This is a genomic window from Stenotrophomonas maltophilia R551-3 (assembly GCF_000020665.1).
In the GTDB taxonomy this organism is placed as follows: Bacteria; Pseudomonadota; Gammaproteobacteria; order Xanthomonadales; family Xanthomonadaceae; genus Stenotrophomonas; species Stenotrophomonas maltophilia_L.
Genome location: NC_011071.1, coordinates 971592 through 991540 on the forward strand (window position 1 = coordinate 971592; position 19949 = coordinate 991540).

Annotated in this window: 16 protein-coding genes, 6 tRNA genes and 1 other RNA gene; 17 read left to right on the top strand and 6 right to left on the bottom strand. The window is 65.7% G+C overall.

Annotated elements, in window-relative coordinates:
- The first annotated feature begins 71 nt into the window (after positions 1–71).
- From lon to SMAL_RS04335, 8 genes are all read left to right on the top strand, one after another.
- Positions 72–2522: an endopeptidase La gene (lon, locus tag SMAL_RS04300; protein WP_012510194.1), complete on the top strand. Its 2451-nt coding sequence runs from the start codon at positions 72–74 to the stop codon at positions 2520–2522.
- A gap of 217 nt (positions 2523–2739) precedes the next feature.
- Positions 2740–3012, top strand: coding sequence for an HU family DNA-binding protein (locus SMAL_RS04305; RefSeq protein ID WP_004146343.1), 273 nt, complete (start codon positions 2740–2742; stop codon positions 3010–3012).
- A gap of 11 nt (positions 3013–3023) precedes the next feature.
- Positions 3024–3098: transfer RNA gene (locus SMAL_RS04310), tRNA-Val, on the top strand.
- A gap of 26 nt (positions 3099–3124) precedes the next feature.
- A tRNA-Asp gene (locus SMAL_RS04315) sits at positions 3125–3201 on the top strand.
- Positions 3202–3286: 85 nt separating this feature from the next.
- A tRNA-Asp gene (locus SMAL_RS04320) sits at positions 3287–3363 on the top strand.
- A gap of 87 nt (positions 3364–3450) precedes the next feature.
- Positions 3451–3527, top strand: a tRNA-Asp gene (locus SMAL_RS04325).
- 106 nt (positions 3528–3633) lie between these two features.
- Positions 3634–3710: transfer RNA gene (locus tag SMAL_RS04330), tRNA-Asp, on the top strand.
- Between the two features lie 193 nt (positions 3711–3903).
- Positions 3904–5859 carry a peptidyl-prolyl cis-trans isomerase gene (locus SMAL_RS04335; protein WP_012510195.1) on the top strand — a complete coding sequence of 652 codons (1956 nt, stop codon included), beginning with the start codon at positions 3904–3906 and terminating at the stop codon, positions 5857–5859.
- Positions 5860–6068: 209 nt separating this feature from the next.
- Here the strand turns inward: SMAL_RS04335 and SMAL_RS04340 are convergent, their stop codons facing one another.
- Together SMAL_RS04340 and gloB are read right to left on the bottom strand one after the other, a co-directional pair.
- Positions 6069–7268, bottom strand: a complete 1200-nt coding sequence (locus SMAL_RS04340) for a lytic transglycosylase domain-containing protein (RefSeq protein WP_012510196.1) — start codon at positions 7266–7268, stop codon at positions 6069–6071.
- Positions 7265–8029 carry a hydroxyacylglutathione hydrolase gene (gene gloB / locus SMAL_RS04345; protein ID WP_012510197.1) on the bottom strand — a complete coding sequence of 255 codons (765 nt, stop codon included), beginning with the start codon at positions 8027–8029 and terminating at the stop codon, positions 7265–7267. The genes SMAL_RS04340 and gloB overlap by 4 nt, the downstream gene beginning before the upstream one ends.
- A gap of 11 nt (positions 8030–8040) precedes the next feature.
- Here gloB and SMAL_RS04350 point away from each other — a divergent pair, with 11 nt between their 5' ends.
- Genes SMAL_RS04350 through dnaQ form a run of 3 tightly spaced genes read left to right on the top strand, consistent with a single transcriptional unit; the run spans position 8041 to position 9887 of the window.
- Entirely contained in the window at positions 8041–8685 is a 645-nt protein-coding gene (locus tag SMAL_RS04350) for a methyltransferase domain-containing protein (RefSeq protein WP_012510198.1), read from the top strand.
- Positions 8686–8698: 13 nt separating this feature from the next.
- Positions 8699–9151, top strand: coding sequence for a ribonuclease HI (gene rnhA, locus SMAL_RS04355; protein ID WP_012510199.1), 453 nt, complete (start codon positions 8699–8701; stop codon positions 9149–9151).
- Positions 9152–9155: 4 nt separating this feature from the next.
- Complete coding sequence (gene dnaQ / locus SMAL_RS04360; protein WP_004146409.1) at positions 9156–9887, top strand: DNA polymerase III subunit epsilon; 732 nt, start codon at positions 9156–9158, stop codon at positions 9885–9887.
- Between the two features lie 69 nt (positions 9888–9956).
- On the opposite strand, the gene SMAL_RS04365 is transcribed toward dnaQ, so the two are convergent.
- Positions 9957–10661 (bottom strand): PP2C family protein-serine/threonine phosphatase, encoded by a 705-nt coding sequence (locus SMAL_RS04365; RefSeq protein ID WP_004146411.1) that lies wholly within the window; start codon positions 10659–10661, stop codon positions 9957–9959.
- Positions 10662–10828: 167 nt separating this feature from the next.
- On the opposite strand from SMAL_RS04365, the gene SMAL_RS04370 reads away from it, so the two are divergent.
- Positions 10829–10919, top strand: a tRNA-Ser gene (locus SMAL_RS04370).
- 1323 nt (positions 10920–12242) lie between these two features.
- On the opposite strand, the gene SMAL_RS04380 is transcribed toward SMAL_RS04370, so the two are convergent.
- Positions 12243–15257 (bottom strand): autotransporter outer membrane beta-barrel domain-containing protein, encoded by a 3015-nt coding sequence (locus SMAL_RS04380; RefSeq protein ID WP_012510200.1) that lies wholly within the window; start codon positions 15255–15257, stop codon positions 12243–12245.
- Positions 15258–15548: 291 nt separating this feature from the next.
- Between SMAL_RS04380 and SMAL_RS04385 the strand changes: the two genes are divergently transcribed.
- Complete coding sequence (locus SMAL_RS04385; protein ID WP_012510201.1) at positions 15549–15953, top strand: DUF6165 family protein; 405 nt, start codon at positions 15549–15551, stop codon at positions 15951–15953.
- 18 nt (positions 15954–15971) lie between these two features.
- Here the strand turns inward: SMAL_RS04385 and SMAL_RS04390 are convergent, their stop codons facing one another.
- Positions 15972–17018: a glycosyltransferase family 9 protein gene (locus SMAL_RS04390; RefSeq protein WP_012510202.1), complete on the bottom strand. Its 1047-nt coding sequence runs from the start codon at positions 17016–17018 to the stop codon at positions 15972–15974.
- A gap of 20 nt (positions 17019–17038) precedes the next feature.
- On the opposite strand from SMAL_RS04390, the gene SMAL_RS04395 reads away from it, so the two are divergent.
- Genes SMAL_RS04395 through SMAL_RS04405 form a run of 3 tightly spaced genes read left to right on the top strand, consistent with a single transcriptional unit; the run spans position 17039 to position 18941 of the window.
- Positions 17039–17788, top strand: coding sequence for a 3-deoxy-D-manno-octulosonic acid kinase (locus SMAL_RS04395; RefSeq protein WP_012510203.1), 750 nt, complete (start codon positions 17039–17041; stop codon positions 17786–17788).
- Entirely contained in the window at positions 17788–18555 is a 768-nt protein-coding gene (locus SMAL_RS04400; RefSeq protein WP_012510204.1) for an MBL fold metallo-hydrolase, read from the top strand. Before SMAL_RS04395 ends, SMAL_RS04400 begins: the two co-directional genes overlap by 1 nt.
- Complete coding sequence (locus SMAL_RS04405) at positions 18552–18941, top strand: nuclear transport factor 2 family protein (protein WP_012510205.1); 390 nt, start codon at positions 18552–18554, stop codon at positions 18939–18941. Before SMAL_RS04400 ends, SMAL_RS04405 begins: the two co-directional genes overlap by 4 nt.
- A 106-nt stretch (positions 18942–19047) precedes the next feature.
- Here SMAL_RS04405 and ffs read toward each other — a convergent pair.
- Positions 19048–19144, bottom strand: an RNA gene (gene ffs / locus SMAL_RS20700) — signal recognition particle sRNA small type.
- Between the two features lie 300 nt (positions 19145–19444).
- Here ffs and SMAL_RS04410 point away from each other — a divergent pair.
- Positions 19445–19762 carry a DMT family transporter gene (locus SMAL_RS04410; RefSeq protein ID WP_004146694.1) on the top strand — a complete coding sequence of 106 codons (318 nt, stop codon included), beginning with the start codon at positions 19445–19447 and terminating at the stop codon, positions 19760–19762.
- Positions 19763–19949 lie beyond the last annotated feature (187 nt).

The window sequence follows — 19949 nt, forward strand, 5'->3', positions numbered from 1 at the left end:
GGGGCCATCGGCTTTTTTTGTCTCCGGAAGATGCCCTCCCGGAGGCGGTTTTCCCCTTCCCTGGAGCCCCCATGGCCCGTTCCCCAAGTGAAACCCTCGACCTGCCGGTCCTGCCGCTGCGCGACGTAGTGGTGTTCCCGCACATGGTCATCCCGCTGTTCGTCGGTCGTGACAAGTCCATGCACGCACTCGAACAGGCAATGGAAGCGGACAAGCGCATCCTGCTGCTGGCGCAGAAGTCGGCCGAGACCGATGACCCGCATGCGGCCGACCTCTACCAGGTCGGTACGCTGGCGCAGGTGCTGCAGCTGCTGAAGCTGCCCGACGGCACCATCAAGGTGCTGGTCGAAGGCCTGTCGCGAGTGCAGGTGACCCACGTCGACGAGCGCAACGGCTCGCTGCACGGCCAGGCCGTGGAAATCGACGCGACCGACGAACGCGAAGCACGCGAGGTCGAGGCCATCGCCCGCTCGCTGATGTCGCTGTTCGAGCAGTACGTGAAGACCAACCGCAAGCTGCCGCCGGAACTGCTGCAGACCCTGTCCGGCATCGATGAGCCGGCGCGCCTGGCCGACACCATCGCCGCGCACATCAGCGTGCGCCTGTCCGACAAGCAGCGCCTGCTGGAAACGCTGGCGGTGGGTGACCGCCTGGAGATGCTGGTCGGCCTGGTCGACGGCGAGATCGACGTGCAGCAGATGGAAAAGCGCATCCGCGGCCGCGTGAAGTCGCAGATGGAAAAGAGCCAGCGCGAGTACTACCTCAACGAACAGATGAAGGCCATCCAGAAGGAACTGGGTGACCTTGACGACGCGCCGGGCGAGCTGGAAGAGCTGGCCCGCAAGATCGCCGAAGCGGGCATGCCCAAGCCGGTGGAAACCAAGGCGCGCAACGAACTGAACAAGCTCAAGCAGATGTCGCCGATGTCTGCCGAGGCGGCGGTGGTGCGCAACTACCTGGAGTGGCTGCTGGGCGTGCCGTGGAAGAAGCGCAGCAAGGTGCGCAAGGACCTGAAGGCTGCGCAGGACACCCTCGACGCCGATCACTACGGCCTGGAGAAGGTCAAGGAACGCATCCTTGAGTACCTGGCGGTGCAGTCACGCGTGAAGCAGATGAAGGGGCCGATCCTGTGCCTGGTCGGTCCGCCGGGCGTGGGCAAGACCTCGCTGGGCCAGTCCATCGCCAAGGCCACCAACCGCAAGTTCGTGCGCATGTCGCTGGGCGGCGTACGCGACGAAGCCGAGATCCGTGGCCATCGCCGCACCTACGTCGGTTCGATGCCGGGCCGCATCGTGCAGAACCTCAACAAGGTCGGCAGCAAGAACCCGCTGTTCGTGCTGGATGAGATCGACAAGATGTCGATGGACTTCCGTGGCGATCCGTCGTCGGCGCTGCTGGAGGTGCTGGACCCGGAGCAGAACAACGCCTTCAACGACCACTACCTGGAAGTGGACCTGGACCTGTCCGAAGTGATGTTCGTGGCTACCTCGAATTCACTCAACATTCCGGGCCCGCTGCTGGACCGCATGGAAGTGATCCGCATCCCCGGCTACACCGAGGATGAGAAGCTCAACATCGCCACCCGTTACCTGTCGCCCAAGCAGATCAAGGCCAACGGCCTGAAGCCGGAAGAGCTGGAAATCGGCGCCGATGCCATCCAGGACATCGTGCGTTACTACACGCGCGAATCGGGCGTGCGCAACCTGGAGCGCGAGATCGCCAAGATCTGCCGCAAGGTGGTGAAGGAGATCGCGCTGGCCGGCCCGCAGCCGGTGAAGGCGAAGAAGGGTGCGAAGAAGTCCAAGGCGCTGGTCAGCGTGACCGGCAAGAACCTGGACAAGTACCTGGGCGTGCGTCGCTTCGACTTCGGTCGCGCCGAGGAAGAGAACGAGATCGGCCTGGTCACCGGCCTGGCCTGGACCGAAGTGGGCGGTGATCTGCTGCAGATCGAATCGACGCTGGTGCCGGGCAAGGGCCAGCTGATCCTGACCGGCCAGCTCGGCAACGTGATGAAGGAATCGGCATCGGCGGCGCTGTCGGTGGTGCGTTCACGCGCCGTCGGCTTCGGCATCGACAGCGACTTCCTGCAGAAGCACGACGTGCACGTGCACGTGCCCGATGGCGCCACGCCGAAGGACGGCCCCAGCGCCGGTGCCGCGATGGTCACCTCGCTGGTGTCGATGCTGACCAAGGTGCCGGTGCGTGCCGATGTGGCGATGACCGGCGAGATCACCCTGCGTGGTCGCGTCACTGCCATCGGTGGCCTGAAGGAGAAGCTGCTGGCCGCAATGCGTGGCGGTATCCGCACCGTCATCATCCCCGAAGAGAACCGCAAGGACCTGGCCGACATCCCGGCCAACGTCACCCGCGATCTGCAGATCGTGCCGGTGAAGTACATCGAAGAAGTCCTGGACCTGGCGCTGGAGCGTCCGCTGGCACCGAAGAAGGCGCGCAAGAGTGCGCAACGCGTCACGGTGCGCAGCAAGGCCAAACCGAGTGGAAGCGCGCGCGTCAAGCATTGACGCGCGCTGTCCAATGGCTTGAAACCCGCGTCGTTGCTGGCTTTCCAGCTTGCGTGGGGGTAGGGCCACTGGTATAAAAGCAGCACTCGCGAATGAGTGATCGCTGTCGGCGATGACTGAATCAGCGAACCGTTTCCACATGGCGGCCGCATGCAGAAGGCGTGCGGTTGCTTCCCTGTCGAATCTGCGGAACCCACCGCCAAAGGAGTTGTAGAGAATGAACAAGACCGAATTGATCGATGCCGTTGCTGAAGCTGCCGACCTGACCAAGGCCGAGTCCAGCCGCGCTGTCGATGCCGTCGTTGCTGCCGTCACCAAGGCGCTGAAGGACGGCGATGCGGTCACCCTGGTTGGCTTCGGTACCTTCCAGGTTCGCGACCGTGCTGCCCGCACCGGCCGCAACCCGAAGACCGGCGACACCATCAAGATCGCTGCTTCGAAGAATCCGTCGTTCAAGGCTGGTAAGGCCCTGAAGGATGCTGTAAACTAAGCGGCTCGCTGGGGTGCTTAGCTCAGCGGTAGAGCGTCTCCTTTACACGGAGAGGGTCGGGGGTTCGAAACCCTCAGCACCCACCACAGCACCGCGGTAAAAGTTTGAGTGTGGAGCGGTAGTTCAGCTGGTTAGAATGCTGGCCTGTCACGCCGGAGGTCGCGGGTTCGAGTCCCGTCCGCTCCGCCATTCAACGAGGCCTCCGGCCAAAAGCTGGAGGCTTTGTTTTCTCCCCGGTCCAGATCGGGCAGAAAACAAAAAAGGGTAACAATGCGGAGCGGTAGTTCAGCTGGTTAGAATGCTGGCCTGTCACGCCGGAGGTCGCGGGTTCGAGTCCCGTCCGCTCCGCCATTACATCGAGGCCCCCGGTCGAAAGCTGGGGGCCTTGTCTTCTCCCCGGCAGGTCCGGGAGGAAGACGAAAAGGTTTTTGCAAGAACGGAGCGGTAGTTCAGCTGGTTAGAATGCTGGCCTGTCACGCCGGAGGTCGCGGGTTCGAGTCCCGTCCGCTCCGCCATTGCAGAATTCTTAAGTCCCTGTGAAAAAACTTTGAAAAAAGTGTTCACAGGGCTGGGTTTCCAGGGTCTCTTCGGATATACTGGGCGCCTGCAAAGTTTCAGCGCGGAGCGGTAGTTCAGCTGGTTAGAATGCTGGCCTGTCACGCCGGAGGTCGCGGGTTCGAGTCCCGTCCGCTCCGCCAACTTTAAAAGCCCTCGGCGCAAGCCGGGGGCTTTTTCTTTGTGTCGTTCGCGCGGTCGGACGCGAAGCATGCATCTGCCAGCGGCGCGTTGCTGCGAGGATGTGGCGCAGGCCGCGCCGGGGCTGCTTTTGGTCCCTGCGGCGAAGCGGGTTACACTGCCGGGCTCGCCAATCAGGCCTTGTGATTCCTCACCATGCTGCAGAAACTCCGCGACAAGACCTCAGGCTGGATCGTCACTGTGATCCTGGGGCTGCTGATGATTCCGTTCCTGTTCGTGATCGACAACAGCTACCTGGGTGGCGTTGGCGCACAGAACGTGGCCAAGGTTTCCGCGCCTCCGACCTGGTGGCGTTCGGCCCCGTCGTGGTGGCCGGTGCGGATGCTGTGGCAGCACCATGAGATCAGTGCGCAGGATTTCCGCACCCGCTTCGAACAGGAGCGCATGCGCGAGCGCCAGCAGCAGGGTGAGAACTTCGACCCGCGTGCGTTCGAAAGCAATGAAAGCAAGATGGCCGTGCTCGATCAGCTGATCGATGAGCAGGTCGTGCGCCTGGTCGGCGAGCAGGCCGGTGTCGTGATCGGCGATGGCGCGGTGCGTGAGTACATCACCACCATCCCGGCCTTCCTCGATTCGAACGGCAAGTTCAACGAGAACAACTACCGCCTGGCCCTGGCCGGCGGCAATCCGCCGCGTACCCCTACCCAGTTCCAGGAACTGGTGCGTGAGAGCCTGCAGCAGTCGGTGATTCCTTCCGGCCTGCAGAACTCCGGCTTCGTCACCCAGGCCGAAACCGAGCGCCTGCTGAAGCTGCTGGGTGAAACCCGCGACGTGGAGCTGGCCGCGCTGCCGGAAGTGCCGGCCGATACGGCGCCGGTCACCGACGCGCAGATCAAGCAGTGGTACGACAGCCATGGCAAGGATTTCCGCCAGGCCGAGAGCGTGTCGCTGGAGTACGTCGAGATCAACGGTGGCAACCTGCCGGCGCCGACCGCGGCCGACGAAGCCACCCTGCGCAAGCGCTATGAAGACGAAAAGGCGAAGTTCACCTCGCCGGAACAGCGCCAGGCCTCGCACATCCTGCTGACCGGTGACGGTGCCGAAGCCAAGGCGAACAAGATCGCTGCCGAGGCCAAGGCTGCCGGCGCCGACTTCGCCGCGTTGGCCAAGGCCAACTCGGAAGATCCGGGTTCGAAGGAGCAGGGCGGTGACCTGGGCTGGGTCGAGCGTGGCGCAATGGTCAAGCCGTTCGAAGACGCCCTGTTCGCCGCCAAGGCGGGTGACGTGATCGGCCCGGTGAAGACCGACTTCGGTTACCACATCATCAAGGTCGCCGCCGTGCGCGGTGGCGAAGGCAAGTCGTTCGAGGAAGTGCGTGACACGCTCGCCGCAGAGCAGCTGAAGGCCGACGGCGAGCGCGGCTTCAACGAGCTGGCTGGTCGCCTGGTCGACGCCATCAACAAGAGCCCGAGCGATCTGGCCGCTGCGGCCAAGGAAGTGAACCTGCCGCTGCAGACTCTGGGCCCGATCACCCGTGCCACCGCCAGCGGTATTGCCACCGATCCGGCCGTGCTGCGTGCCGCGTTCTCCGACGTGCTGGTGCAGGACGGCACCGCCAGCGACCCGATCGCTCTGGGGGGCGCCACCAACCACAGTGTGGTTATCCGCGTGGCTGCACACACCCCGGAACAAGCGATGCCACTGGACAAGGCCCGCGAGCAGGTAATCGCCGCGATCCGCGCCGACCGCCAGCGCCAGGCCAGCGACAAGGCGGCCGACGCCGTGCTGGCCAAGCTGAAGGCGGGCGCCACCCTGCAGTCGCTGGCCGCCAGCGAGAAGCTGCAGCTGAGCCCGATGCCGGGCCTGCCGCGCAGCCAGCCGGTGCCGACCCCGGAAATCAATCGCGCGATCTTCAGCGCGCCGGTTCCGGCCGAAGGCAAGCCGAGCTACGGCAAGGTTGACGTCAACGGCCACGCGCTGCTGTTCGCAGTGAACAAGGTCAATCCGGGCGACATCAAGGAAGTGACCGCCGAGCAGCAGAAGCAGCTGAAGGACCAGCTGAGCCAGATCGACGGCATGGCCGCAGCCAAGGCCTACATCGAGGCGATGCGCAAGAAGTTCGTGATCCAGACCACCGAAGCGAACCTGTAAGCCTCATCGGTTTGCAGGAACGAGAAAGGCCCGGCATTGCCGGGCCTTTTTTTGTTGGTGTGGGTGCGTAGAGTCGAGCTTGCTCGACTGCACATGTGGAGGCAGAGTCGAGCAAGCTCGACTCTACGAGAAGCATGTCGAAGCAGCCGCAACGCGCAAGAAAAAGCCGAGCGTGGGCTCGGCTCTACAGGGAGTGCTTGGCTGGCGCGTCAGTCTTCGACGCGCAGTACCGCGCCCGGCTTCAGCACGCTGCTGCCGCTCAGGCCGTTCAGCGACAGCAGGGCCTTGACCGGCATGCCGTAGCGGCGGGCGATGGTCCAGGCCGACTCGCCATTCCGCACGGTGTGGCGACGGCTGCGCGGACGGTCGGCGATGGCCGCGACGGTCTTGGCCACCTGCGGTGTCGGCGCGGCTGCGGCGACCGGCGCGGCGCTGGCGACCAGCGCGGTGGCAGTCTCTGCCACTGTCGCATTGGCGGCCGAGACCGGCGCCAGCACGCGGGTGGTGCCGGAGGCGCGGCCACCGCCTGCCAGGGCGGGATTGAGGCGGGCGATCCTGGCCGGGTCCAGGGCACGCTGTGAGGCCCACTGCTGCACGCTGGTGCCGGCCGGCAGGGTGTGGTCCTTCAGTACCGGCACGGTGCGGTCCAGCGAGGCCATCACGCGGGGCTGGTCTTCCACGTCTTCCAGCACGCAGGCCAGGGCATGCAGCTTCTCGACGTAGGCATAGGTGACCGGCGACAGGCCGGGCAGCGCCGATGGCTTGGCGTTCTGCGCATTCATGCCAGCCTTGCGCAGCGACTGCAGCACGCGGTACTCGCCGGCGTTATAGGCCATGGTGGCCAGGCGCCAGTCGCCACCGAACATGCCGTGCAGGGTCTTGAGGTAACGCACCGCGGCCTGGGTCGAATCGACCGCCGAGAGGCGGCCGTCATAGCCGTTGGCCATCGGCACGCGATGGTTGCGTGCGGTGGTGGCGATGAACTGCCACAGGCCGGTCGGGCCGCTGCCGTTGCGGGCATTGGGCCGGTAGCCGCTTTCCACGAAGGGAATCAGGGCGAATTCGGTGGGCAGGTTGGCCTTGCGCAGTTCTTCAACCACGTAACCGAACAGCACCAGTGCGTCGTCATCCTGGTTGGCCAGGCGGGAAGGCGCGTGGGCGAACTGCTTCTGCCAGCGCGGGCTGGTGGCCTCGGCATCGCAGCTGGGCTCGGCCAGGCCATCGCGGAAGCTGGTGAAGATCTCCTGGCCATTGCGCACCGAGGGCGCAGGCAGCGCGGACGGATCCAGCGGCAGCGCCGCAGCGGCGGTCAGGTTCTGGCTGATGCCGGCGCCCAGCGACTGCGCGCCCGCGGTTCCGGCCAACCCCAGGACAAGCCCCAGGGCCAGCGGCAGACTTCGGCGCATCATGCGCGGAAGCCGTCTTTCCAATGCCGGAGACCGGCCATCACGTCGACGTCGTCAACGACGTCACGGCCCAGGTGTGCCGACACCGACGCACGGATCGGCGCCGTGTGCACACGCAGGAAGGGATTGCAGTCGAATTCGTTGGCCAGGGTTACCGGCAGGGTGGAACGGTCATCGCGGCGCATGGCCAAAGCCTCCTCTTGGCGCTGCCACAGGGCAGCGTTGGCGGGGTCGACATGCCGCGCGAAGACGGCATTTGACACGGTGTACTCATGAGCGCAACACAGCAGCAGTTGCGCGGGCAGGGCACCCAGCTTCAGCATCGATGCCAGCAGCTGGGACGGCGTACCTTCGAACAGGCGTCCACAGCCCAGGCTGAACAACGAATCTCCGCTGAAAAGGTGTTCAGCAGTGTGAAACGCGATGTGGCTGCGGGTATGCCCGGGCACGGATAGTACGTGGAACATCCGGCCCAGTGCCTGAACGCGTTCACCTTCGCCCACCCGTTCGGTCGCCGTCGGGATGCGCTCCTCGACCGGCGCGATCACCCGCACGCCGGGAAAACGCGCCTGCAGTGCGGGCACGCCGCCAATGTGGTCATCGTGGTGGTGGGTGAGCAGAATGCTGTCCACGCGCAGGCCCTGGTCGGCCAGCGCGAGCACCGGCGCGGCGTCGCCGGGATCGACGACCACGGCCGCACCATCGTCGTCGATTAGCATCCAGATGTAGTTGTCCGCAAATGCGGTCAGGGCAGTCAGTCGCATAGAATTGGACCATGCCCGCGCTGCAGAGCACCCGTCAAGCGAGCCAGGCCCCGTGGTTCGACAGCGAACCGGCGGTGGCATTGCGCGTGCTGGAGCGGCAGTTGCTGCTGCCGCAGCTGTCGGTGCTGCCGACGCAGCCGTGGCTGTGGATCGCACCAAGTGCGGCCTGGCTGGACGATGCGCAGCTGGGCGGACGCGGGCTGCGCCTGTTCCGGCAGGGGCAGGGCTATGCCGGCGATACCCGTTGCGCCCTGCCATTGCCGCTGGCCAATGAGAGCGTCAACGCCATCGTCCTGCAGCATGTGGTCGCCGCCGATGCCGACCAGCTGCTGGATGAGTGCGAACGCGTGTTGATGCCGGGCGGCCACCTGTGGCTGAGCAGCCTCAATCCGTTCAGCCCGTACCGCACGCGCTGGCGCCAGCATGGGCTGGTGGTGCGCACGCCGCAGCGGATCCGTCTGCTGCTCGGCCGCCATGGCCTGGAGTGCGAGGATATGCGCTACCTCGGCCCGCTCTGGCAGGGCGGCGGCAGCCGTCGTCCCGGCGGCTGGGCGCCGCTGCGCGCGGCCTGCCTGTTCCATGCCGAAAAACGCACGCTGGCCCTGCCTGGGCCGAAACCGCTGCCGGTGCGCTGGCACGGCACTGTTGCTACCTGATTCTGGAGTTGTATTGAAAACCATTGAAATCCATACCGACGGATCCTGTCTCGGCAATCCCGGTCCGGGCGGCTGGGCCGCGTTGCTGCGCTACAAGGGCCATGAGCGAGAGCTCAGCGGTGGCGAAGCACACACCACCAACAACCGGATGGAGCTGATGGCGGCCATTTCCGGCCTGGAAACGCTGACCGAGCCGTGCGACATCGTGCTCTACACCGATTCGCAGTACGTGCGGCAGGGCCTGACCCAGTGGATGCCCGGCTGGATCCGCAAGAACTGGAAGACCGCCGGCGGCGATCCGGTGAAGAACCGCGAGCTGTGGGAGCGCCTGCACGCGGCCACGCTGCGCCACCAGATCGACTGGCGCTGGGTGAAGGGCCACTCCGGCGACCCGGACAACGAGCGGGTCGATACCCTGGCCCGCAACGCGGCGATCCAGATCCGCGACTCCAGCCCGGTAAACTGAGCCCATGCGTCAGATCATCCTTGATACCGAAACCACCGGCCTGGAGTGGAAGAAGGGCAACCGCATCGTCGAAATCGGCTGCGTGGAGCTGTTCAAGCGCCGACCGACCGGCAACAACTACCACCAGTACATCAAGCCGGACTGCGAGTTTGAACAGGGCGCGCAGGAAGTCACCGGCCTGACCCTGGAGTTCCTCGATGACAAGCCGGACTTCGCGCAGATCGCCGACGAGTTCCTGGCGTTCATCGATGGCGCCGAACTGATCATTCACAACGCGGCGTTCGACTTGGGCTTCCTCGACAATGAGCTTTCGTTGCTGGGGCCGCAGTACGGGAAGATCACCGACCGCTGCACGGTGATCGATACCCTGGTGATGGCGCGCGAGCGCTTCCCGGGCCAGCGCAACTCGCTGGATGCGCTGTGCAGGCGGCTGGGCGTGGACAATTCGCACCGCGCACTGCACGGCGGCCTGCTCGATGCCCAGATCCTGGGCGACGTCTACATCGCCCTGACCTCGGGCCAGGAAGAGATCGGTTTCGGGTTGGGCGATGACGAGGCAGGCGCTGCCGGTGCGGCATTGCAGGCTTTCGATACCAGCAAGCTGCTGCCGCGCCCGCGCGTGGTGGCTACGCCGTCGGAACTGGAAGCGCACACCGCACGCCTGGAACGGCTGCGCAAGAAGGCCGGCCACGCGCTGTGGGATGGCCCGAAGGTGGAAGAGCCTGCCAGCGCGTAATGCCTGGGGTGGGGTAGTGCCGGCCGCTGGCCGGCAGCGTCGCATCCACGCATGGCGTGGATCTACCGGTTAGTGGCAGCGCACCAGGATCACGCTGATGTTGTCGCGGCCACCACCATCGAGCGCGGCCGCGACCAGCGTATCCACGCATTCCTGCGCGCTGGCGTCGTCGAAGGCGAGGGTGCGCGCGATGCCGCGGTCGTCCACTTCCTCGGTCAGGCCGTCACTGCACAGCAGCAGCTGCATGCCCGGGCGCAGTTCGCCGCTGGTGGTGGCCACGTTCAGATGCGCCGGATCGGTCACGCCCAGTGCCTGGGTGACCACGTTGCGATGCGGATGCGCGCGTGCCTGTTCGGCCGTCAGGTTGCCCTGGGCGACCAGTTCCTGCACCACGCTGTGGTCCTGGCTGAGCTGGGCCAGCTGGCCGTCGCGCCACAGGTAGGCACGGCTGTCGCCGACCCACGCTACTTCATAGCGGTTGCCGTGCACGCGTGCGGCGACCACGGTGGTGCCCATCGGCAGGGTGTCGTTGCGGCGGCGCGAGGCGCGGATGATTTCTTCATCGGCTGTACGGATGGCCTGCGCCAGCGGTGCCCCACGGCGGATCTCGCGCACGATGGTTTCGCGCGCCAGCGCGCTGGCGACCTCGCCGCAGGCGTGCCCGCCCATGCCATCGGCCACCAGCCAAAGGCCGAGCTCGCTGTCACCGTAGTAGGTGTCCTCGTTGAGCTCGCGGCGCATGCCGGGATGGGTGAGATGTCCGAATTCGATCATGGTGGGCAACGGGCGCGGTATTGCGGGGGGAGACAGGCATCATCGGGTGGCGGCCGGGATCCGGCAAGGCATGCGCCCGCGAAATTTTCATCGGGTTGGCCGCAATGACTTGTCGTCGGCCTCACTTCCTCGTATGATGCGCGTCCCCGGTCCGCCGGGGACCACCCGGAGAGGTGGCAGAGTGGTTGAATGTACCTGACTCGAAATCAGGCAGGCGTTTATAGCGCCTCGGGGGTTCGAATCCCCCCCTCTCCGCCAGATATAGAAAAAGGGCTGCCGAAAGGCAGCCCTTTTTCTATATCTGGCGCGGGACGCGACGCGCTCTGCGCGCCGCCCCACACGTTGCTGCGCAACCTGTGGGCCCCTCCCTTTGCCGGCCTCTCCCCGCCCCTGTCGGGGCAGCCCCTCAACAGAGGGGCTTGTTGCTCCAGATGGTTCCGTGCGTGGTCGATGGGGCATTGATGACTTCCTTGTCTCTGCAGGAACAGAAGAGGGCTGCCGAAAGGCAGCCCTTTTTCTATATCTGGCGCGGGACGCGCCGCGCTTTGCGCGCCGCCCCACACGTTGCTGCGCAACCTGTGGGCCCCTCCCTTTGCCGGCCTCTCCCCGCCCCTGTCGGGGCAGCCCCTCAACAGAGGGGCTTGTTGCTCCAGATGGTTCCGTGCGTGGTCGATGGGGCATTGATGACTTCCTTGTCTCTGCAGGAACAGAAGAGGGCTGCCGAAAGGCAGCCCTTTTTCTATATCTGGCGCGGGACGCGACGCGCTCTGCGCGCCGCCCCACACGTTGCTGCGCAACCTGTGGGCCCCTCCCTTTGCCGGCCTCTCCCCGCCCCTGTCGGGGCAGCCCCTCAACAGAGGGGCTTGTTGCTCCAGATGGTTCCGTGCGTGGTCGATGGGGCATTGATGACTTCCTTGTCTCTGCAGGAACAGAAGAGGGCTGCCGAAAGGCAGCCCTTTTTCTATATCTGGCGCGGGACGCGCCGCGCTTTGCGCGCCGCCCCACACGTTGCTGCGCAACCTGTGGGCCCCTCCCTTTGCCGGCCTCTCCCCGCCCCTGTCGGGGCAGCCCCTCAACAGAGGGGCTTGTTGCTCCAGATGGTTCCGTGCGTGGCGGATGGGGCATTGATGACTTCCTTGTCTCTGCAGGAACAGAAGAGGGCTGCCGAAAGGCAGCCCTTTTTCTATATCTGGCGCGGGACGCAACGCGCTCTGCGCGTCGCCCCACATGTTGCTGCGCAACCTGCGGGCCCCTCCCTTTGCCTGCCTCTCCCCGCCCTGTCGGGGCAGCCCCTCAACAGAGAGGCTTGTTGCTCCAGATGGTTCCGTGCGTGGTCGATGGGGCATTGATGACTTCCTTGTCTCTGCAGGAACAGAAGAGGGCTGCCTTTCGGCAGCCCTTTTTCTATATCTGGTGCGGGACGCGACGTGCTCTGCGCGCCGCCCCACACGTTGCTGCGCAACCTTTGGGCCTCTCCCTTTGCCGGCCTCTCCCCGCCCCTGTCGGGGCAGCCCCTCAACAGAGGGGCTTGTTGCTCCAGATGGTTCCGTGCGTGGTGGATGGGGCATTGATGACTTCTGCTCAGAACCTGTAGCCCAGCCCCAGCTGTACGCCGTTCTGGGACTGCCCGTCACGACGCTCGCCCACGTAGTCGACCATGATCGACAGCCGCTCGCTGGCACGACTGGTCACGCCCAGGTTCCAGGCCAGCACCTGTTCGCCCACCACCTGGCTGCTGCTGCCGAACAACAGGTCCGGGGCGGCAGCAAAGGAGGTGCTGTAGCGGGCCTGGGTATCGCCCAGTTCCTTCTGCCAGACCACGCGGGCACGCGGGGTGATGCGCTCGCCGCTGTTGCCTTCGAACGTCTTGAACAACTGCAGGCCGGCACCTACGCGGATGCTCTCCAGGCTGCCACTGCGGCCGACCAGTGCGGCCGCGTCCTGGCCCTCGTTGAAGCGCGTGGCTGAGGTGCGGGTGTAGTCGATCACTGGCAGCAGCGGCTGGATCACCAGACCCTTGCCCGTGGTGAAGGAGAACGCGTGCTCCACGCGTGCGGTGATCGCATCGTTGTTGTATTTCGCGCGCAGGGGAGCCTGCAGGCCGTCGATGCCATCGATGCTGCGGCGGGTGTCGTGGCGAAGATCGGTGTAGCGGACGGCAGCGGACAGGTAGCCGCGCGAGTAGAGCGCATCCACGTAGCCGCCAATATCCAGTGCACGGACATCGCCAGTGAAGCCTGCGCCACCGCTGGATTTTGTCGACATGTCGGCCGCGGCAAGGCTTACGCCCAGTGTTACGCGGTCGTCTGCGAGGCGGGTATCGGCACCGAGCGCAATGCCACCGATGGTGTGGCTCAGGCCGGCGACACCGCCGTCACCCTCGATACGGCCATGGCTGGCGAAACCCCGCGCCCAGAGACCACGGTTGCGGCCCGTATCGTCCGTATCGTTGCCTGCATCCGATGGTGCGACCAGATGCATCGCCAGTTGGTTGAACAGCCGATTGCCGGTCATCGCCGATTGCACCGACGCCGCCTGTGCAGCCTGTGCCGCCAGGCCATCGGCATCGCCACCGCTGCGCGATGCGGCCTGATGCTGCTGCACCACGTTGCCGATGCTGCCGACCAGTGCGTTGTCGGCCAGGCGCAGGCTGGCATGCGCATCGCCGCGCAGCGCCCCCGCCTGGCGCGCGATGACGTCGCGGTCGGCGAACTGCAGAGCGCCCAGCAGGCTACTCATCGATGCCGTGCGCTGTGCCGCTGCCTGTTGCAGAGCAACGCCCAACCCATCACCGGATCGAGCATTGGCGAACAGGCCGGTGTCATCGAAGGAAGGATTGGCCGTCAGCCACAGGCCGCTGCCGGTCTGGTTGACAGTGAAGCTGAGCAGCGAGTTGTGGCGGGGACGGAACACGGCGCCCGGCGCCGTGAGATCAACCGCGCTCCCCGCTTCGCCACTGCGTTCAACGTACTGGAAGCGTCCTTCGATGAAGTCCGATACCGGAGCCGGGCGGGTCAGGGTGGCGGGCGTAGCCGTTCGGCACCACAGGCCTGCGTACTCGCCATTGGATGGGCTGCAGGGGGCGACAGGCAATTGCAGGGCGGCGGAATCCACCTGGGTTCCCACCAGATGGTTCTCCTGCCCTGCAGGGAAGAATGCCTGCTTCACGTCCAGCGTCAGCCTGGCAGTGGGCGCAATGCCCAGTACTGCGCGGTTGATGTTTCCGATCAGGTTGTAGTCGCTCGATCGCCTGTCCTCCTCGACCAGGAAGTAACGGGCCTCTTCCAGCGTCAGTGACGGTGCGGTGCGCTGGCTGTCGACCTGGAAGGCCAGGTTCGCCCCGTCATTGAGGTTGATGTAGCGGCCCTTTCCGATCCGGAAGCGTTCGCTGGTGAAAACGTCGTCGCCGCCTGGTGCCAGCGCTTCCAGCGAGTAGGGGCGCATGACGATGCCGGACGGTGCCAGCGTGCCGCCTTCGTTGATGTCGATCGTGGCATTCAACGAGCCGTGGCCGGCAAGTACACCGCCACGTTCGACCAGGGTCAGGTTGCGCAGCGCGCCGCCCTGTAGTTCGATCCGGCCACCATTACGGGCACCGATGGCTTCGGCGTGATGTATCCAGCCATTCTGCTGCAGCCGCAGGGTGCCACCGTCCACGACCACGTACTGGGCAGCGGAAGGAGTATCCAATGACCAGACGCCGCCCTTGCCGATGCGGATGACCCCGAAGGCATCGTCCAGCCGGATGTCCGACGCCGACTGCTGGAAGTAGCGCAGGTTGGCGACCGCGTTGGTGTAGCGACCGCGAACCGCCAGATGCGGATTGAGATCCCCACTCACCTCCTTCTCGACGGAGAGGACATCGCCCGGCATCACGTAGCCGGCCTCGGTCACCACGCGATCGCTGTACATCGTGACACCTGGATATTCAGTGCAGTTGCCTGCAGCGCTCTGGTCACGGGTCGGGCAGAAGCGCGTGGCCACGGCCACGGTGGTGGGGTCGAAATAGCGCAGGAAGCCCGATTGCTGGGTCAGTTCGTAGTGGGCCTGGATGATGCGTGCTTCGATGACTGCGAAATCGGTGGGGCCGAACATGTCCCGGTAATACTTGATGTACTTGTCCTGCCCCGGATAGGGCGTGGGTCCATTGGGGCCGGATTCACCATGGATCCCCAGCACGGTCTGGGTGTAGTTGCCATGTGCTGGCAGCAGGCCGAACTGCGTCACCTTCCGGTTCACGCCTGCGACGAAAGCATCCGCGCATGCCGAGTAGCAACCGCCGTCCAACACGGTATCCAGCCCGTGCTGGCGGATGATGGCGCCCATTCCCACGCCACCGGAGGCGGCGCCACCGGGTGAGTTGCGGAACACCACCTGGCGCAGTGGCGTGCCGCGTGCCTTGGCGGCAAGGACATAGGCCTCCAGCGTACCGGGGTCGGTCGCCAGCACATTGCCGGTGTAGTAAAGCGTGTCTCCATTCACATGGAAGGCACTGGCACGGGCTGCGGGCGCGGCCGCCATGCCGAGGAGCGCTGCAAGAAGGGCGCTGCCGAGGATGGCTTTGCGGTGGGCGGGCAGGGCGGGAAATGGGTGCATGCGAAGTTCCACGGCAGAGGGGTGAAGTGCGGTCCCGCCGCTACCCCGCTGCATGAACGTGCTGATATCGCGTGATATCAACGCGTTACGGCGTGAGCGCAGGGTGTGCCGCGCTCCAGTCCGTCAGGGTCGGGCCGGGAGAGTCCGGCACGCAGGCCGTCTCTCCCGATCACTAACGGATGGACAGGGCGTTCTCCCCCAGTCCTGCCTGGAGGACCCATGCAACGAAGAGGCGAAGCGTCCGCGCCGCGCGGGTTACCATGTGCGCATCACCTGTTGGAGCGTGCCCCCATGACCGCTGAAATCCTTGTTCCTGTTTCTTTCGGCGAGTTGCTGGACAAGATATCGATCCTGCAGATCAAGTCCGAGCGCATCAGCGACGAAGGCAAGCTGGCCAACGTGCGCAAGGAGCTGTCGGCGCTGGAGCAGACCTGGATGGCGCACCCGGCGGCGGTGAAGGACATCGCCCGGCTGCGGGCCGAGCTGAAGACGGTCAACGAGCAGCTGTGGGACATCGAGGACGACATCCGCCTGAAGGAGAAGGCGCAGGCGTTCGACCAGGGCTTCATTGATCTGGCGCGCAGCGTCTACCTTCGCAACGACGAGCGCGCGCGCATCAAGAAGGCGATCAACCTGGCGCTGGGTTCGGCGTACGTGGAAGAGAAGTCGTACCAGGATTACGCGCAGCGCGCGTAATCCGGGGCAGCCTGCCGCTCACCCCAGGTGGTCGGCGACGTAGCGCTCGAACGCAGCGATACCGTCTTCCACGGTGATCAGTTCCATCACATCGTCGAACTCGATCTTGGTGCCCCACTTCAGATCCGAGGCCTGCTTGGCTAGGTACTTGCGCGCGGCATCGTCGTAGCGGTCCACGCAGTAGCGGCGGTCGGAATACGGGCCGCTGCGGTTCGGGTTGCTGGCCGCATGCAGGCCCAGTACCTTGGCGCCCATCGCGTTGGCGATGTGCATCGGGCCCGAATCCGGGGTCATCACCAGGTTGGCGCGGGCAAGCAGGGCAGGCAGCTGCTTGAGCGTGTCCTTGCCGACCAGGTCCAGCGCCGGGGTTTCCAGCTGCGCCAGGATCGCGTCGGCCATGCTGCGCTCCAGTTCGCTGCGGCCACCACACAGCACCACCTGCCAGCCGCGCTGTGCGGCGTGGTTGGCGACGGCGGCATAGCGGTCGGCGTACCAGTTGCGGCGCACGTGGCTGGAGCACGGCGAGATCATCAGCACCGGACGGCCATCGTCCTGCCACTGCGCGGCGGCCCACTCACGGGCCGCCGGCGGCACGGCCAGGTCCCAGCTGACCTCGGTCTGGCGCAGGCCCATCGGCTCGCAGAAGCTGCCGATGGCGTCGAGCACGTGGATGCCGGGGCGGTCGGGAATGCGTTCGTTGATGAAGAGACCATGCAGGTCCTTGGAGCGGCTGCGGTCATAGCCGATGCGGCGTTCGGCCGGAATGAACGCCGACAGCAGGTTGGCGCGGAACGCGACCTGCATCTGCAGCAGGGCCTCGAAACGCCCCGGTGGCAGCTGCTTGCGCAGTTCCTTGACCCCGGCCATGCCGCTCTTCTTGTCGTAGGCATGGAAGGTCACGCCGGGCAGGCCGTCCAGCAGCTTGTGGCCGGCCTTGTCGATGATCCAGTGGATCGGCGTGTCCGGTCGCGCCGCCTGCAGCGTGCGCACCAAGGGCACCACGTGGGTGACATCGCCGAGTGCGGACAGGCGCAGGAGGCACAATGAGGAGGACGCTGATGCCATGTGTTGTTAGACTCAAAGAAATGGTCGCATTCGACGCCAATGAAGCGCTGACGCCATGCCGCGAGGGTCGCGGCATCGGGGCCATTCTGTTCGACCGCGAGCGGCTGCGGCAAGCCGAGGCCGACCTGTTCTCGCCCCAGCACTGGGGCAGCAAGGCCCGGCCGGTGGGCGAGGGTGGCCGTGGCAGCGCCTGGTTCATCGATGCGCCGTTCGGTGCCAGCGTCCTGCGCCACTACCTGCGCGGCGGCCTGGCGGCGAAAATCAGCCATGACCAGTACCTCTGGCGCGGCGCAGACCGGACCCGCAGCTTCGCCGAATTCCGGCTGATGCGCGCACTGCGCGAGAAGAAGCTGCCGGTACCCCGGCCCCTGGCGGCGTTCTACATGCGCGAGGGCCTGCGCTACCGGGCGGCGATCCTGATGGAGCGGATCGAGGGCGTGCGTTCGCTGGCCGACCGCGCGCTGGTCGCCGGCCGTGGTGCGCCGTGGGAAGAGACGGGGCGGTTGATCGCCCGCTTCCACCGGGCCGGGCTGGATCATGCCGACCTCAACGCGCACAACATCCTGTTCGATGGCAATGGCCATGGCTGGTTGATCGACTTCGACCGTGGGGTGATCCGCATTCCGGCCACCGCCTGGCGCGAGCGTAACCTGAAGCGCCTGCTGCGCTCGCTGATCAAGCTGCGCGGCGAGCGTAGCGTGGAAGACGTGCAGAAGGACTACGTGCGGCTGCGCCGCGCCTATGACATGGCCTGGAACCGGGGCACCTGATGGACTGGTCGTTGCGTTTCCTTGGCGTCGGCAATGCGTCGGCGGTTGAGCTGGGGTCGCCGATGTCGGTGATCGAGCGCGATGGCCGGCCGTGGCTGACCATCGATTGCGGTGGCGAGGGATTGACCGCGTTCAAGGCGCACTACGGGCACATGCCGCAGGCGCTGTTCGTCACCCATGTGCACCTGGATCACGTGGCCGGCTTCGAACGGCTGTTCGTCGACACCTTCTTCAGCGGGCAGCGACGCGGCAAGGTGCGCCTGTACGTGCCGGCGCCGGTGGTGCCTCTGCTGCACAAGCGCATCGGCGATTACCCGAACGTGCTGGCCGAGGGCGGTGCCAACTTCTGGGACGCGTTCCAGCTGATCGTGGTGGGCGAGGCGTTCTGGCACGAGGGCGTGCGCCTGGAAGTGTTCCCGGTACGCCACCACTGGCCGGAGACCGCCTATGGCCTGCGCCTGCAGGGTGCGCTGGCCTGGAGCGGCGATACCCGGCCGATTCCGGAGATGCTGGCGCGCTATGCCGGTGACAACGAGCTGATCGCGCATGACTGCGGCCTGCACGGCAACCCGTCGCATACCGGCGTGGAAGACCTGGAGCGCGAGTACAGCGCTGAGCTGCAGGCGCGGATGATGCTCTATCACTACGCCAGCGAGGCCGACGGCCAGGCGCTGGCCGCGCGTGGACACCGCGTGGCCCAGCCAGGGCAGTGCGTGCCGCTGGCCAATCCGACCGCACCGCACGTCCTGGCCCAGGACCCACCGTGAGCGGCGCCGGCCGGCCCGCCGATGCGGCGCTGGCCGCCGAACTGGAAGCGCTGGAGCGTGCGCTGCACGAGCCGCAGGTGCGCGGTGACCGCGAGCGTCTGGCGGCACTTCTGGACGAGGATTTCAGCGAGATCGGCAGTTCCGGCCGCTGCTATGGGCGTGTCGCTGCGTTGCAGGAGATTCCGCAGGAGCGCTCGGAGGTCGGGATTGAATCGGGCGACTATGCCGTGTGGCTGCTGTCCGATGGCCTGGCACAGGTGCGCTACCGCAGCCGCTACCACGTTGATGGCCAGGCCCAGGGCTGGGTGTTGCGCAGTTCGCTGTGGCGACGGCATGCGCAGGAATGGCGGGTGGTGTTCCACCAGGGCACGCCTGAGGCGCGGTAGCGCCGGGCAGGGTTGAGGGCATCGGTAGCGCCGGGCCATGCCCGGCGAAAAGGGCCAACCACGGTTGGCAGCTACCAGAAGTGGGGCAGCGCCCGAAAAGGCGGTGGCCCCGCCGGCTGACCTCGGCGCCCGCGTCGATCGATACCGTTGCTGCCTTCCGGCCCTGGCGGGATTTTCGACCTAGCGTCGCGAGGGGCCGACGGGGCCACCATAGAGACGTTGGCCGCCCAGAAGGCGGCCAGTTCGCGGATCAGGGGAAGCAGCGCGCGTCGCGCCGGAGACCACAGCCGGACTGCACATCGGTTGGCCGATGGCAGAGGCGTATTCTAGCCCAGGCATGCACGCCGACGCCAGCTTCACGCGCTGAATCGGTTGTAACCCGTGCCCGCCGGCAACGGCCCGGGCCAACCGTCGTTGCTAGAATGCCGGCCAGGAGGAACGACCTCCCCCACATCGGGAATCAATGACCAGGACGGCCTGGCCCTACCAAGAGGAGGGCTGTCATGGCCTGGATCTATCTGTTGTTCGCCGGCCTGCTGGAAATCGTCTGGGCCGTGTCCATGAAGCAGTCCGAAGGCTTCACCAAACTCACGCCCACCGTGGTCACCATCATCGGCATGATCGCCAGCTTCTGGCTGCTGGCGGTGGCGATGCGCAGCCTGCCGTTGGGTACCGCCTACACGATCTGGACAGGTATTGGTGCGGTCGGCGCCTTCGTGGTCGGTATCGTCTTCCTCGGCGAGCAGGTCAGCCCGATGCGGATCGGCGCGGCACTGTTGATCGTCTCCGGCCTGGTGCTGATGAAACTCTCGAGCAGCTGAGTGCATTTGGTTGGGCGGAGAAGGGAATCTCCGCCTGCAGCAGGTATATGCATTTTCGGCAAGATGATTTTCTTCACGCATTTTATTTGACGCGCGTCATGAAAATAATGCGTGTGATTCACATGCCGCTGGCGCCATCGGCCGCACAGTGCCGCCATTCGTCATGCGAAATCGGGGAGTTTTCGCC

What these genes read in the sequence shown, in the direction of transcription:
- SMAL_RS04335 (WP_012510195.1), top strand. Translation starts at nt 3,904, where the DNA reads ATGCTGCAGAAACTCCGCGACAAGACCTCAGGCTGGATCGTCACTGTG.
- SMAL_RS04380 (WP_012510200.1), bottom strand. Translation starts at nt 15,257, where the DNA reads ATGCACCCATTTCCCGCCCTGCCCGCCCACCGCAAAGCCATCCTCGGC.
- SMAL_RS04395 (WP_012510203.1), top strand. Translation starts at nt 17,039, where the DNA reads ATGGTCGCATTCGACGCCAATGAAGCGCTGACGCCATGCCGCGAGGGT.
- SMAL_RS04340 (WP_012510196.1), bottom strand. Translation starts at nt 7,268, where the DNA reads ATGATGCGCCGAAGTCTGCCGCTGGCCCTGGGGCTTGTCCTGGGGTTG.
- gloB (WP_012510197.1), bottom strand. Translation starts at nt 8,029, where the DNA reads ATGCGACTGACTGCCCTGACCGCATTTGCGGACAACTACATCTGGATG.
- SMAL_RS04350 (WP_012510198.1), top strand. Translation starts at nt 8,041, where the DNA reads ATGCCCGCGCTGCAGAGCACCCGTCAAGCGAGCCAGGCCCCGTGGTTC.
- SMAL_RS04365 (WP_004146411.1), bottom strand. Translation starts at nt 10,661, where the DNA reads ATGATCGAATTCGGACATCTCACCCATCCCGGCATGCGCCGCGAGCTC.
- SMAL_RS04410 (WP_004146694.1), top strand. Translation starts at nt 19,445, where the DNA reads ATGGCCTGGATCTATCTGTTGTTCGCCGGCCTGCTGGAAATCGTCTGG.
- SMAL_RS04305 (WP_004146343.1), top strand. Translation starts at nt 2,740, where the DNA reads ATGAACAAGACCGAATTGATCGATGCCGTTGCTGAAGCTGCCGACCTG.
- dnaQ (WP_004146409.1), top strand. Translation starts at nt 9,156, where the DNA reads ATGCGTCAGATCATCCTTGATACCGAAACCACCGGCCTGGAGTGGAAG.
- SMAL_RS04385 (WP_012510201.1), top strand. Translation starts at nt 15,549, where the DNA reads ATGACCGCTGAAATCCTTGTTCCTGTTTCTTTCGGCGAGTTGCTGGAC.
- SMAL_RS04400 (WP_012510204.1), top strand. Translation starts at nt 17,788, where the DNA reads ATGGACTGGTCGTTGCGTTTCCTTGGCGTCGGCAATGCGTCGGCGGTT.
- SMAL_RS04390 (WP_012510202.1), bottom strand. Translation starts at nt 17,018, where the DNA reads ATGGCATCAGCGTCCTCCTCATTGTGCCTCCTGCGCCTGTCCGCACTC.
- lon (WP_012510194.1), top strand. Translation starts at nt 72, where the DNA reads ATGGCCCGTTCCCCAAGTGAAACCCTCGACCTGCCGGTCCTGCCGCTG.